Raw genomic sequence first — 14,514 nt, 5'->3', positions numbered from 1 at the left:
CTACCCGTCTCTATTGGAAAGGTTTTGCAGGGATTTGGCGATCGAATTCAACGGCGTGGAGATGTCCGGTGGACGGAAAGCGGCAAGAACCAACGCAGCGACCCAAAACAGGTTATTATGGGTAAACAAGGCCAGAATGCAAAGAATGCTGATCAATTGCACCTGTGTGCTGTCTTTCTTGTGTCCCAAGTGCTCCGGCAGCGAATGCAGCGTGAAATACGCAATCCCAAAAAGTAAAATCGCTCCGAGAAGAAACACGACCATGATCGTAAAGAGGTAATCAGAACCATCCGCAGCTGGGAAATAACGCGGCAGGTGATGCGGCGCCAATGGGTGAATGTCTTCGGTCATCAAATTGCCTTCTGTGCTCTAAGTCGAACTTCGATCGTCCCAGCTCTAATTGTCCTAGCCAGTCTTTGGGGATATTGCCATCCGGATTCCCCAATTTTAACCCTAATTTCATGACGCGGGGCATCGTAGACATAGCCTGCCGGGCCACGGACCGCTAAAAACCAAAAGCAACAGTATTATAAAAAAAGCCCCCGCGTCTCAAATGACACGGAGGCTCAATCGCTTCATCCAGTCGCGTTCTTAGTCGCGGCTTTCCTCGTGAGGGTCGATGACAGTGTCAAAAACGCCTGCACCCACTACATCGTCTTGTGGTACCGGGGCGGCCAATGCTGCCGCCGCTTCTGCTTCTTCGCGACGCGCGTCAATCACGACGTTGTCGCGATCTTGCGCCACACGGCGAACTTTCATCGTTGCACCACCGGTCCCGGCTGGGATCAAACGACCAACAATTACATTCTCCTTGAGACCCACCAGTTTGTCTTTCTTACCTTGCACAGAGGCTTCGGTCAGAACACGCGTGGTTTCCTGGAAGGACGCCGCCGAGATAAAGCTGCGCGTTTGCAGGCTCGCCTTGGTGATGCCCAACAGGATCGGTTCGCCTTTGCAAGGACGTCCGCCTTTGGCCAGCGCCTTTTCGTTGGCGAGGTCAAACTCCTGCTTGTCGACATGTTCGCCCTTGAGCAGTGTGGTATCTCCGGAATCCTGGATCTCCCACTTCTGCAGCATTTGCCGGACAATGACTTCGATGTGCTTGTCGTTGATTTTCACACCTTGCAGACGATAAACGTCCTGCACCTCGTCGATCATGTAGTCCGCCAAGGCTTCGACACCCATAATGGCCAGAATGTCATGCGGAGCCGGGTTACCATCCATGATGTAATCACCCTTCTGGACGAAATCACCTTCCGCAACCGGGATGTGCTTGCCCTTGGGCACCATGTACTCGACCTTGTGATCCGGATCTTCCGAGGACTCAATCGCGATACGGCGTTTGTTCTTGTAGTCTTTGCCGTAACGAACATAGCCGTCGATTTCCGCGATGATAGCGTGATCCTTGGGACGACGTGCCTCAAAGAGTTCAGCCACACGTGGCAGACCACCGGTGATGTCCTTTGTTTTCGCACCTTCACGTGGAATACGCGCAACAACGTCACCGGCTTTGATCTCGGAACCATCCTCAATGGACAGAACCGCATCGACAGACATCGGATAGGTCACCGGATTGCCCGCGTCATTGCGGACCGGCTCGCCATCGGCATCCACCAGAATGATCTCTGGCTTCAGCTCGTTGCCTTTGGCAGCCGAGCGCCAGTCGATCACGATCTTCTGTGTCATCCCGGTTGCGTCATCGGTCTCATCTTTGATCGCGATGCCGGACACAAGGTCGACGAATTTGGCCATCCCGGATTTTTCTGCAATGATCGGGAGCGTGTAAGGATCCCATTCGAACAGTTTATCCCCGCGGGTTACTGTCTGCTCATCGGTGACGAACAGCTTGGTACCGTATCCAACCTTGTGGCTGGCACGTTCGTCGCCGTTCTCATCCTGAATGATGAGCTTCATGTTCCGGCCCATGACCATGATCTCGCCGGAGGCATTTTCCAGCGTCAATGCGTTGTCAAAGACGACTTTGCCGGAATGGCTGGCCTCAAGGAAAGACTGTTGTCCGCCCTGAGCAACACCGCCGATGTGGAACGTACGCATCGTCAGCTGCGTGCCAGGCTCGCCGATGGATTGAGCGGCGATGATACCGACCGCCTCGCCAGAGTTGACCATTGTGCCGCGTGCTAGGTCACGACCATAGCACATGGCACAAACGCCCTCTTCCGCCTCACAAGTCAGCGGGCTTCTGATACGCGCAGATGCCACGCCAGCGTCCTCAACCGAGTCCGCCATGCGTTCATCAATCAACGTGCCAGCCGCGATCATCACCTCGTCGGTACCCGGACGCATGATGTCCTCAGCAACAACACGACCCAGAATACGCTCAGACAAGGACGAAACGACCTCACCATCGTTGACTGCGGCCACGGCGGTGATCGAGGTTTCAGTGCCACAGTCAGGCATACGTACGATGCAGTCCTGCGCAACATCCACCAGACGACGTGTCAGATATCCGGAGTTCGCTGTTTTCAGAGCGGTATCCGACAGACCTTTACGCGCGCCGTGTGTGGAGTTGAAGTACTCCAGAACGGTCAGGCCTTCTTTGAAGTTCGAGATGATCGGTGTCTCGATGATGTCGCCGTTCGGCTTGGCCATCAGACCACGCATCCCGCCGAGCTGTTTCATCTGTGTTACCGAACCCCGCGCACCGGAGTGGGCCATCATGTAAACCGAGTTCGGTTCCATTTCAGCACCCGCGTCGTTGCGTTGGCTGGCAGAGATCGAACCCATCATCGCGTCGGTGACCTTGTCGTTACACTTCGACCAGGCATCGACCACTTTATTGTACTTTTCGCCCTGAGTGATCAGACCGTCCATGTACTGCTGTTCGAAATCCTTCACCAGCGCACGTGTCTCTTCGACAATGGGCCACTTTGAATCAGGGATCAGCATGTCGTCCTTACCGAAGGAAATCCCGGCTTTGAACGCTTCGCGGAAACCCATTGTCATGATCTGATCACAGAAAATAACCGACTCTTTCTGGCCGCAATACCGATAAACCGTATCGATGACCTGCTGCACTTCTTTCTTGCGCAACAGACGGTTGACGAGATCAAACGGCGCTTTGGCATTCAGCGGCAAAAGCGCACCCAGACGCACGCGCCCCGGTGTGGTTTCAAACCGCTGCATCACTTCCATGCCGTTTTCGTCAATCTGCGGAATCCGGGCTGTAATTTTGGAATGCAGGTGCACCATCCCGGCGTCCAAAGCGTGCTGTACTTCCTCAACGGATCCGAAAACCATGCCTTCGCCCGGCATGCCTTCCCGCTCCAAAGTGGTATAGTACAGGCCCAAAATCATGTCCTGCGACGGCACAATGATCGGCGCACCGTTCGCTGGTGACAGAACGTTGTTCGTGGACATCATCAAGACGCGCGCTTCCAACTGGGCTTCCAGCGAAAGCGGCACGTGCACAGCCATCTGATCCCCGTCGAAGTCGGCGTTGAAAGCCGAACAAACAAGCGGATGCAATTGGATCGCTTTACCCTCAATCAACACTGGTTCGAACGCCTGAATGCCCAAACGGTGCAGCGTCGGCGCACGGTTCAGCATCACGGGATGTTCGCGGATCACCTCATCGAGGATATCCCAGACTTCGGGCCGCTCTTTTTCAACCAGCTTTTTGGCCTGTTTCACGGTGCTGGAAAGCCCTTTGGCCTCCAGGCGCGAATAGATGAACGGTTTAAAAAGCTCGAGCGCCATCTTTTTAGGCAAGCCACATTGGTGCAGCTTGAGTTCCGGTCCCGTCACAATTACGGAACGACCGGAGAAGTCGACGCGTTTACCCAAAAGGTTCTGACGGAAACGACCCTGCTTGCCTTTCAGCATGTCAGACAGCGATTTCAACGGACGCTTGTTGGCACCCGTAATCACACGACCACGACGGCCATTGTCAAACAGCGCATCTACAGATTCCTGCAACATCCGCTTTTCGTTGCGCACGATGATATCAGGCGCGCGCAGCTCGATAAGACGTTTGAGACGGTTGTTCCGGTTGATCACCCGACGATAGAGATCGTTGAGGTCAGACGTCGCAAAACGACCGCCATCCAGCGGCACCAGCGGACGCAACTCTGGTGGGATCACGGGGATCACGGTCAGAACCATCCACTCCGGGCGGTTGCCGGATTCAAGGAAGGATTCAACCACCTTCAGACGCTTGATGATCTTCTTGGGTTTCAACTCGCCAGTGGCTTCTTTCAGATCAGCGCGGAGCTGGTCTGCTTCGGCCTCAAGATCGATAGCCGCCAACATTTCACGGATCGCTTCAGCACCGATGTTGGCGGTGAAGGCGTCCATTCCATAGATGTCTTGCGCGTCCATGTACTCTTCTTCGGTCATCATCTGACCATAGGTGAGTTCCGTGAGACCCGGTTCGATAACGACGTAGTTTTCAAAATAGAGCACGCGTTCCAGATCGCGCAGCGTCATGTCCAGCATTAGACCGATGCGGGACGGCAGCGATTTCAAGAACCAGATATGCGCAACCGGAGAGGCCAGCTCAATGTGACCCATCCGCTCACGGCGGACTTTTTGCAGCGTGACTTCCACGCCGCATTTCTCGCAGACAACGCCGCGATACTTCATGCGTTTGTATTTGCCGCAGAGGCATTCGTAATCCTTGATCGGGCCAAAGATACGCGCACAGAAAAGACCATCACGCTCCGGCTTGAACGTCCGGTAGTTGATGGTTTCGGGTTTTTTGATTTCCCCGAAAGACCACGACAAGATGCGCTCTGGCGATGCCAGAGAAACCTTGATTTCATCGAACACCTTGGGCGGTGTCAGCGGGTTAAACGGGTTGTTTGTCAGTTCCTGGTTCATTTTCAAATCCTTGAAAGGGGAGCATGGGAGGAAAGTGGCCTAAAGCCCACCTTACGGATCGCGCCGTAGGGTGGGCTTTTGGGCCACCGTTATTCATCCTCCTCCGCGTCCAGGAGTTCCATATTGAGGCCGAGGCCACGGACTTCTTTGACAAGAACGTTGAAGCTTTCGGGCACGCCCGCTTCAAAATTGTCCTCGCCTTTGACGATGCTTTCATAGACTTTCGTCCGCCCGGCCACGTCATCCGATTTCACGGTCAGCATTTCCTGCAGGGTATATGCAGCGCCATAAGCTTCCAGAGCCCAGACCTCCATTTCCCCGAAGCGCTGCCCACCGAACTGCGCTTTACCACCCAAAGGCTGTTGGGTGACCAGCGAGTATGGACCGGTAGAACGCGCGTGGATTTTATCGTCCACAAGGTGGTGCAGTTTCAGCAGGTATTTAACACCGACAGTCACAGGGCGCGCGAATTGCTCACCCGTACGACCGTCAAACAGCACCGATTGACCGGATGTGTCAAAGCCCGCCCGTTTGAGCGAGTCGTTCACATCGGCTTCCTTGGCCCCGTCAAAAACCGGCGTCGCAATCGGCACACCGCGCCTGACGTTCCCGGCAGTTTCGATCAGAGTTTCCTCATCCATGCCTGCGATGCCTTCTTCATAGATGATTTCACCGTAAGCATGGCTCAGCGCATCACGCACAGGCGTCAGATCACCAGAGCGACGATATTCCTGCAGAGCTTCATCCACATTGATCCCAAGGCCACGTGCCGCCCAACCCATATGGGTTTCAAGAATCTGACCGACGTTCATACGCGAAGGAACGCCCAGAGGATTCAGACAGAAATCAACAGGTGTCCCATCCGCGAGGAATGGCATGTCCTCCATAGGAACCACTTTGGAAATAACACCTTTGTTTCCGTGACGACCGGCCATTTTATCGCCCGGCTGCAGCTTGCGCTTCACCGCTACGAAAACCTTGACCATCTTCATCACACCCGGGGGCAGATCGTCGCCGCGGCGGACTTTCTCGACCTTATCCTCAAAACGGGCATCAAGCGCACGTTTCTGGATCTCGTATTGCTCGTTCAGAGCTTCTACGACTTGCGCATCCGCTTCGTCTTTGAGCGCCAATTGCCACCACTGACCGCGGGTCAGCATCTGCAACAGGTCTTCGGTGATCTCGGAGTTCGAGGAAACGCCTTTGGGGCCCTTAACCGCAATCTTACCCATGATCATCGACTTCAGACGCGCATAGATGTTGCGATCCAGGATCGCGAGCTCATCATCGCGGTCACGTGCCAGACGTTCGACTTCTTCGCGCTCGATCTGCAGCGCACGTTCGTCTTTTTCCACGCCATGTCGGTTAAACACACGCACTTCGACGACCGTGCCAAAATCACCCGGTTTCACGCGCAACGAGGTATCGCGCACGTCAGAGGCCTTTTCACCGAAGATCGCGCGGAGGAGTTTTTCTTCCGGGGTCATCGGGCTTTCACCTTTGGGGGTGATCTTACCCACAAGGATATCGCCTGGCTCCACATCGGCACCGATATAGACGATGCCCGCCTCGTCGAGGTTGCGCAGGGCTTCCTCACCGACATTCGGGATATCGCGGGTGATCTCTTCTGGCCCAAGCTTCGTGTCACGCGCGGCGACTTCAAATTCCTCGATGTGGATCGAGGTGAAGACGTCATCGCGGGCAATCCGCTCGGAGATCAGAATGGAGTCTTCGTAGTTATAACCATTCCACGGCATAAAGGCGACGACGACGTTCTTGCCAAGCGCCAACTCCCCCATATCGGTGGACGGACCATCAGCAACCACCTGCCCTTTTTGAACCGTGTCACCCACTTTGACCAACGGACGCTGGTTGATGCAGGTGTTCTGGTTGCTACGCTGGAATTTACGCATGCGGTAGATGTCCACACCCGCGTCCCCCAGTTCCAGATCGGCAGTTGCGCGAATAACGATCCGTTGCGCATCCACTTGGTCGATAATGCCGGCGCGTTTCGCCATAATCGCGGCGCCCGAATCGCGTGCCACAACCTCTTCAATGCCCGTACCAACAAGAGGTGCTTCGGCTTGTAGTAGAGGTACCGCCTGACGTTGCATGTTGGAGCCCATCAGGGCCCTGTTCGCGTCGTCATTTTCCAAGAACGGAATAAGCGAAGCCGCAACCGAGACCAACTGTTTCGGGCTGACGTCGATCAGATCCACACTCTCCGAAGGTGACAGAGTGTAGTCGCCCGACTTCCGTGTAGAAACCAGATCGTTGACGAATTTCATGTCCCCATCAAGGTTGGCGTTCGCCTGCGCCACAGTGTGACGCATTTCCTCGGTTGCGGACATATACTGCACTTCGTCGGTGACCTTGCGGTTTTCGACTTTGCGATATGGCGTTTCGATAAAGCCATATTTGTTCACGCGGGCGAAAGTTGCCAGCGAGTTGATCAGACCAATGTTCGGCCCTTCCGGCGTTTCAATCGGGCACATCCGGCCATAATGCGTGGGATGCACGTCGCGCACCTCAAAACCCGCACGCTCGCGTGTCAGACCCCCTGGCCCGAGCGCAGAAAGGCGACGTTTGTGCGTGACTTCCGAAAGCGGATTGGTTTGGTCCATGAACTGGCTGAGCTGCGAGGAGCCAAAGAACTCACGCACCGCAGCCGCAGCTGGTTTTGCGTTGATAAGATCTTGCGGCATTACCGTGTCGATCTCGACCGAAGACATCCGCTCTTTGATCGCGCGCTCCATGCGCAACAAACCAACGCGATATTGATTTTCCATCAACTCACCGACAGAGCGCACGCGGCGGTTCCCAAGGTGGTCGATGTCGTCAATGTCGCCGCGCCCATCACGCAGATCGACGAGCGCTTTGATGCAGGCCACGATGTCCTCGCGGCGCAGCGTACGCTGGGTGTCTTCAGCATCAAGTGCCAGACGCATGTTCATTTTCACGCGGCCCACGGCGGACAAATCATAGCGCTCGGAATCGAAGAACAACGTATCAAACAGCGCAGAGGCCGCTTCAACGGTGGGCGGCTCGCCTGGGCGCATGACGCGGTAGATGTCCATGAGCGCGGTGTCGCGGTTCATGTTCTTGTCCTGCGCCATGGTGTTGCGCATGTAGGGACCGACATTGACGTTGTCGATGTCCAACAATGGGATCTCGGTGATACCAGCATCGACGAGCTCTTTGGCCGTTCCACCAATGAGCGTGCCGTCTTTGTCGTACTCCAATGTCATCTCATCACCGGCTTCGACGTAAATCGCGCCGTTTTCTTCGTTGATGATGTCTTTGGCGACAAATTTGCCCGCGATATGCTCGTAAGGCAGCAAGAGTTCGGTTACCTTGCCCTCGTCGATTAACTGCTTGACGGCCCGTGGCGTGACTTTCTTGCCAGCTTCAAACAGGATTTCGCCGGTTTTTGCATCCACCAGATCATAAGTCGGGCGAGTTCCGCGCACGCGATCCGGGAAGAACGGGGCGACCCAGCCCTTATTCTTCTTCAGCTTGTAGGTCACTGTGTCGTAATACGCGTCCATGATCGCTTCCTGGTCGAGACCAAGCGCATAGAGCAGCGTTGTCACAGGCAATTTGCGACGACGATCGATCCGGGCAAAAACGATATCTTTTGCGTCGAATTCAAAGTCGAGCCAGCTGCCGCGATAGGGGATGATGCGGCAGGCAAAAAGCAGTTTGCCGGATGAATGCGTCTTACCTTTGTCGTGATCGAAAAACACACCGGGCGAGCGGTGCATCTGAGACACGATGACACGCTCGGTGCCGTTCACAACAAACGTTCCGTTGGGTGTCATCAAAGGCATATCACCCATGAACACGTCTTGCTCTTTGATGTCTTTTACGGACTTCGCGCCTGTGTCTTCGTCCACATCAAACACAATGAGCCGCAGCGTCACTTTGAGCGGCGCGGAATAGGTCATGTCACGTTGCTGACATTCCTCAACATCGTATTTCGGCTTTTCCAGCTCATATTTGACGTATTCCAGCACGGAGGTTTCGTTGAAATCCTTCACAGGGAAAACGGATTGGAAAACGCCCGTGATGCCCTCGCCGTCCGTTGGGACGTCAGCATCGCCGGAGTTCAGGAAAAGATCGTACGAGGACTTCTGGACCTCGATCAGGTTCGGCATATCCAAAACTTCACGGATTTTGCCATAATATTTACGTAAACGTTTCTGGCCAAGGAACGATTGAGCCATAATAGGTGTCACCTTTCAGAGTTCTCACCGGTCAAGGATGCCGTCGGGCCACGGCACCTCGCCCATACGAGACGATACGTTTCGGTCTATTCGTGGTCGCCGTCCCACCGGCGGCCTCCCGACCATTGAACCGCATCTTGGAAAAAGCCTTGGGCAAAAGGCCCTTTCCAAGACAGGTTAAGCTGGACCCGAAAAACTCAGGCCCAGCTTTATTTTTCTTGGGGTGTCGGGGTTCCACAAAAACCCCCGCCGCGCCCTATCAGAGCCCGACCCCCAGTCCGAACGACTTACGCCAGTTCGACTTCTGCGCCTGCTGCTTCCAGCTTGGCTTTGACTTCCTCGGCTTCGGCTTTGTCGACGCCTTCTTTGATCTTGCCGCCTGCTTCCACGAGATCCTTGGCTTCCTTGAGGCCCAGACCCGTGATGCCACGGACTTCTTTGATCACGTTGATTTTCGATGCGCCCGGGCTCTTCAGGACGACATCGAATTCCGTTTTTTCTTCCTCAGCAGCGCCTGCACCGTCCGCAGGGCCCGCCATCATGACAGTGCCACCGGCTGCTGGCTCGATGCCGTACTCGTCTTTGAGGATTGTCTTCAGTTCTTGTGCTTCAAGCAGGGTCAGACCAACGATCTCTTCTGCCAGTTTTTTCAGATCAGCCATGTTTTAGCTCTTTCCGTTTACGATATGTGTGTTCCAACGTCGCGATTTCAACCCGACGCCGATTTGACGATGTGCTTCAGGCAGCCGCCTTGTCCTCAATCGTGGACAAGATGGATGCGATATTGCTTGCAGGTGCGCCAATGGACCCGGCGATATTCGAAGCAGGTGCGCCCAGCATGCCCGCGATTGTGGAGATAAGCTCCTCGCGCGATGGCATCTTGGACACGGCTTCGACGCCGGATGCGTCCAACGCGTTCTCACCCATTGCCCCACCGAGAATGACGAATTTGTCATTCCCTTTGGCGTATTCCTGAGCAACCTTGGCCGCAGCCACTGGGTCCTCAGAAAAGGTCAGAACGGTCATACCCGTCAGGAGGTCAGCAATGCTTGCGCATGGCTTGCCCTCAAGGGCGATCTTGGCGAGCCTGTTTTTGGCAACACGCACAGACCCACCCGCATCGCGTGCACGCGCGCGTAGGTCCTGCATTTCAGCAACTGTCAGACCGGCGTAGTGGCTTACCACAACAACGCCAGAGCTTTCAAAGATCTGGCCGAGTTCGTCGACCAACTGTTCTTTTTGTGCTCTATCCACAGTTTCACTCCAAAATTGGGCAGGTTTCCCTACCCGGCTCAGTTTAGAGATGCGGTATCCTGCATCTCGTTTCGGGTCCAATTCAGGGTCCCGAGTCCAAAACCGCCCGAAGGCTGGTGATTTCCCGTTTCCCATCTCAGGAAGGAATTATGCGAACTTGCGTTCGAACCCTCCGTCTCGGACAGAAACAAGGCCGATGATCTGGCCTTGTTTATCAGACGGGTAGCCCCGCCAGATTTCGTTATTCGGTAACCGCGTTATCCACGGAAACTGAAACGCCAGGGCCCATAGTCGAGCTCAGCGCGATTTTTTGCATGTATGTCCCTTTGGTGCCGGACGGTTTTGCTTTTGACACCGCTCCGACAAAGGCGCGAATGTTTTCAACCAGTTTAGCTTCATCAAAACTCAGCTTGCCGACACCTGCGTGCACGACACCGCCTTTTTCGGCCTTGAACTGAACTTCGCCGCCTTTCGCTGCTTTCACAGCGGCTTCGACGTCCATTGTGACGGTACCAACTTTCGGGTTCGGCATCAGGTTGCGCGGACCAAGCACTTTTCCAAGACGGCCGACGATCGGCATCATGTCAGGCGTTGCGATACAGCGGTCAAATTCGATTTTGCCGCCCTGCACGATTTCCATAAGGTCTTCGGCACCAACGATGTCCGCACCCGCCTTTTCGGCTTCCTCGGCCTTTGGCCCACGGGCGAATACCGCAACACGAACAGTTTTACCTGTGCCATTCGGCAAACCAACCACACCACGCACCATTTGATCGGCGTGACGCGGATCAACACCGAGGTTCATGGCGATTTCAACGGTTTCATCGAATTTCACGTTCGAATTAGCTTTAATCAATGTCACGGCTTCTTCGACGGTTACATTGCCTTTGCCAGCGAATGCTTCGCGCGCGGCGCGGGTTCTTTTTCCAAGCTTTGCCATCTTACTTTACCTCGATGCCCATGGAGCGGGCTGAGCCCAGGATGATCTTCATGGCCGCTTCGACAGAATTGGCGTTGAGATCCTTCATCTTCGCTTCAGCGATTTCACGCACTTGCTTGGATGTCACATGACCAACAACTTCACGCGACGGTGTTTTTGCACCGGACTTCAATTTGGCGGCTTTCTTCAGATAGTAGGACGCAGGCGGCGTCTTGATATCCATGGTGAAAGACTTGTCCTGATAGTAGGTGATCACGGTCGGACATGGCGCACCCGCCTCCATGTCAGCTGTCTTGGCGTTGAACGCCTTACAGAATTCCATGATGTTGATGCCGCGCTGACCCAGCGCCGGACCAACCGGCGGGGAGGGGTTTGCTTGCCCGGCGGGCACTTGCAGCTTCATGCTGCCAACGAGTTTCTTGGCCATGGGCCTTCTCCTTTTCCAACACTGCTCCGGCGCGCCGGCTCAGCTGATTGTTGTTGTGGTTCGGTCCGGATGCCGCGGCACCCTCGCCTCCCACAAGTTGCACGTCAGATCTGTTTGTTGACCTGCGTGAATTCCAATTCGACCGGCGTTTCCCGGCCAAAGATCGACACCGTCACCTTCAGGCGCTGGTTTTCGTCATCTACCTCTTCGACCATCCCGTCGAAATCTTCAAACGGACCGTCCGCGACTTTGACCTTCTCGCCCACTTCAAAGTGGATCAGCGTACGCGGCGCGTCTTCGCCTTCCTGAACACGGTTCAGAATCGCGTTCACTTCCGCATCACGCATTGGCATTGGGCGCCCCTGTGGACCCAGAAAGCCGGTCACGCGGTTGATCGAATTGATCAGGTGATAACCGCCATCTGACATCTCCATATGCACCAGCACATAACCAGGCATGAAGCGACGCTCCGTCGTGACCTTCTTGCCGCGACGCACTTCGATAACTTCTTCGGTTGGCACCAATACTTCGTCTATCTGATCCTCAAGGCCCTGTTCAGCCACGGATGTACGGATTTGTTCTGCTATCTTCTTTTCGAAGTTCGACAGAACACTGACCGAATACCACCGTTTTGCCATCTGATCTTTGGTCCCTGTCTTGTCAGGCGAAGCTACGAACGCCAGAATTTCTAAAACTTACAGGCGCTTAGCCTTATCACTCTCAACAAAAATCGGCGCGCAGCCCGAATCGCCGCACGCCCTGTTTGAAGTCAGGTGTGCCGAATACTCCGCACGACCAAATGTTTCAAGGGGTTTGGTTGGTTTTTTGACCCGCGCGTCTGGCTTTAGCCAAACATGCCCAACACGGCCTGTAGACCGCCGCGAATTATGATATCGACTGTTGCAAAGAATACCGCAGTCAGAGCGGCTAGAATGAACACCATGACGGTAGTCAGCATGACTTCACGCCGCGTGGGCCAAACCACTTTGGCCACTTCCGCTCGGACCTGTTGAATAAACTGAAGCGGGTTGGTCGTTGTCATCGATCATCGTCCTAAGTTGCGTGCCTGGTCACATAGCGAGCCTTTCGAAGAAGTTCAAGAGCAGCCAACAAGCCAACCAAATGTGCGTGCCTCCTGAGCCACCCGTTTCCCGGCATTTGCGGGATTTCATTTGCCTCTCAAAAAACTGGCTTAGCAGGGTACCGGTCACGTTATTTGTTGTTCGAAGGCTTTGGTCAAAACGATTGCCAAACAAACTCGGCTTTCGACGCGTTTTTCGCATCTGTTTTTACGCTAACGGCCAAGCTTACCAGTCGGACCCACCAACGGCAGAAGCGAAACAACATCATTTCGAGAGCTGGACGCTATGGCTGCGTCATCTTGCGGTTGTCACTCAATTCAACACGGTACGGAGCAATCTTACCCACACACAGACTTGCCAGAACACCGAATGTTTGTTTTCAGCAGATGATATCAGTCTGGGACTATCGCCACCACTCGTGCAGCGTTCCTTAGCGCCTTCTCAGAATTGGCAGGGGCTGAGGGACTCGAACCCACGACCCTCGGTTTTGGAGACCGATGCTCTACCAACTGAGCTAAACCCCTATGCCGGGGATTGGCCTAGTCGGAAATGCTGCTGGGTTCAAGGGGGATCGCACGGCATAGCAGGAAAAATCGATCACAACTAATGCATGACTGTTTCCAACGCATCTATGTCTGCACCAACGATTGACGCCTCATGCGCCACGATGGTTTCAATGGGCCAATCCCACCACGACACCGCCATTAGCCGCGCGACTGTTTCCGGTTCAAACCTGCTTTTAACTATGCGACCGGGATTACCCACGATCACGCTGTAGTCTGGCACATCACCCCCTACGACCGCTCCAGTGCCGATGATTACTCCGCAGCCAATGCGAGCCCCGGGCAGAATGCGTGCGTCAGCGCCGATCCAAACGTCATGGCCAATTACCGTATCCCGCCCTTTTGGCAAGGCAGTCGCATAGGACACAATCCGTTGCGGATCGTGAATCGCGAAAGGATAAGTGGAAAACCCACGCATGTCATGATTGGCAGAGTGGGTGATAAAGCGAACACCATGGGCAAATTGACCGAACTTGCCGATCACCAACCTATCCGAAGATGTGGGAAAAAGATACGGCGCGATACGGCCCGCCCAGGCGGCAGGATCCGCCGGCGGATCAAAGTCATTTGCGTAGGTATACTCACCGACAGTGATGCGTGGATGATCTATCACCGCTTTTAAGAACACATTGTTGGGCAGCGCCGTCCCATCAGGCAACACTACCGGGTGGACTGTGTCAGGGGGTGGCATACTCATGGGACGTCTCCGATTGATCGGTCGCTGCCCCCGGATTCATCCGACACGCAGCGTTTGAAAAGCGCAGCACTTAAAAAAGCCAACATATGTGATCCGGTTCACTTACACACCAGCGATTTGCAGGCAGGTCAGGTTCACGGCGCGCAATTTCGCGAAACCAAAACGGAACAGACATTTTTGACTGCTGCCAGATTACAGGAAACAACGAGAATAAGGAACGTAACGGTGCATAAGGAATTTATCTCCTTTGTCGCAACCTTCGCAATCATACTGGCTGGATGTGCCATTAAAATGAACCATCCAATTACGGATGTTGCTGGAAATGAAAGCGACAGTGTGCAGATCGGCGATACATCTGGTCTCCAACAATATTAGAGTTTTCACTCTCGTATTGAGCGACCTTAATCGCTTGACCCGCCCGACCGCTGATAGAAGCCTTTACGACAAATAGGCCACCGAATAGCGATGGCCCATTTCTATTTTTTA

Annotated in this window: 11 protein-coding genes and 1 tRNA gene; 1 reads left to right on the top strand and 11 read right to left on the bottom strand. The window is 54.5% G+C overall.

Annotated features, from left to right (window positions below; genetic code table 11):
- The 11 genes from R8G34_17375 to R8G34_17325 all read right to left on the bottom strand — a co-directional run bounded on the left by R8G34_17375 (position 1) and on the right by R8G34_17325 (position 14,028).
- On the bottom strand, positions 1 to 351 hold the full coding sequence (locus tag R8G34_17375) for a hypothetical protein (protein MDW3224624.1): 351 nt from the start codon (positions 349 to 351) through the stop codon (positions 1 to 3).
- Between the two features lie 240 nt (positions 352 to 591).
- On the bottom strand, positions 592 to 4,839 hold the full coding sequence (gene rpoC, locus R8G34_17370) for a DNA-directed RNA polymerase subunit beta' (protein MDW3224623.1): 4,248 nt from the start codon (positions 4,837 to 4,839) through the stop codon (positions 592 to 594).
- An 89-nt stretch (positions 4,840 to 4,928) separates the two neighbouring features.
- The gene (gene rpoB / locus R8G34_17365) at positions 4,929 to 9,065 is read right to left on the bottom strand and encodes a DNA-directed RNA polymerase subunit beta (protein MDW3224622.1); all 4,137 of its coding nucleotides are present in this window, start codon (positions 9,063 to 9,065) and stop codon (positions 4,929 to 4,931) included.
- A gap of 287 nt (positions 9,066 to 9,352) precedes the next feature.
- Positions 9,353 to 9,727 (bottom strand): 50S ribosomal protein L7/L12, encoded by a 375-nt coding sequence (gene rplL / locus R8G34_17360; protein MDW3224621.1) that lies wholly within the window; start codon positions 9,725 to 9,727, stop codon positions 9,353 to 9,355.
- Between the two features lie 76 nt (positions 9,728 to 9,803).
- A complete protein-coding gene (gene rplJ, locus R8G34_17355; protein ID MDW3224620.1) occupies positions 9,804 to 10,319 on the bottom strand; it encodes a 50S ribosomal protein L10 in 516 nt (171 codons plus the stop codon).
- 241 nt (positions 10,320 to 10,560) lie between these two features.
- Complete coding sequence (rplA, locus tag R8G34_17350) at positions 10,561 to 11,259, bottom strand: 50S ribosomal protein L1 (GenBank protein MDW3224619.1); 699 nt, start codon at positions 11,257 to 11,259, stop codon at positions 10,561 to 10,563.
- A gap of 1 nt (position 11,260) precedes the next feature.
- Complete coding sequence (rplK, locus tag R8G34_17345; GenBank protein MDW3224618.1) at positions 11,261 to 11,686, bottom strand: 50S ribosomal protein L11; 426 nt, start codon at positions 11,684 to 11,686, stop codon at positions 11,261 to 11,263.
- A gap of 104 nt (positions 11,687 to 11,790) precedes the next feature.
- On the bottom strand, positions 11,791 to 12,324 hold the full coding sequence (gene nusG, locus R8G34_17340) for a transcription termination/antitermination protein NusG (protein ID MDW3224617.1): 534 nt from the start codon (positions 12,322 to 12,324) through the stop codon (positions 11,791 to 11,793).
- 206 nt (positions 12,325 to 12,530) lie between these two features.
- Positions 12,531 to 12,728 carry a preprotein translocase subunit SecE gene (gene secE, locus R8G34_17335; protein ID MDW3224616.1) on the bottom strand — a complete coding sequence of 66 codons (198 nt, stop codon included), beginning with the start codon at positions 12,726 to 12,728 and terminating at the stop codon, positions 12,531 to 12,533.
- Between the two features lie 488 nt (positions 12,729 to 13,216).
- Positions 13,217 to 13,292 (bottom strand) — tRNA-Trp (locus tag R8G34_17330).
- Between the two features lie 79 nt (positions 13,293 to 13,371).
- Positions 13,372 to 14,028 (bottom strand): CatB-related O-acetyltransferase, encoded by a 657-nt coding sequence (locus tag R8G34_17325; protein MDW3224615.1) that lies wholly within the window; start codon positions 14,026 to 14,028, stop codon positions 13,372 to 13,374.
- Positions 14,029 to 14,082: 54 nt separating this feature from the next.
- Here R8G34_17325 and R8G34_17320 point away from each other — a divergent pair, with 54 nt between their 5' ends.
- Complete coding sequence (locus tag R8G34_17320) at positions 14,083 to 14,403, top strand: hypothetical protein (protein MDW3224614.1); 321 nt, start codon at positions 14,083 to 14,085, stop codon at positions 14,401 to 14,403.
- Positions 14,404 to 14,514: the final 111 nt, after the last annotated feature.

The organism is Paracoccaceae bacterium (assembly GCA_033344815.1).
Classification (GTDB): domain Bacteria; phylum Pseudomonadota; class Alphaproteobacteria; order Rhodobacterales; family Rhodobacteraceae; genus Roseobacter.
Note: the sequence above shows the minus strand (reverse complement) of the source record. Positions and strands in the feature narration are given on the sequence as shown.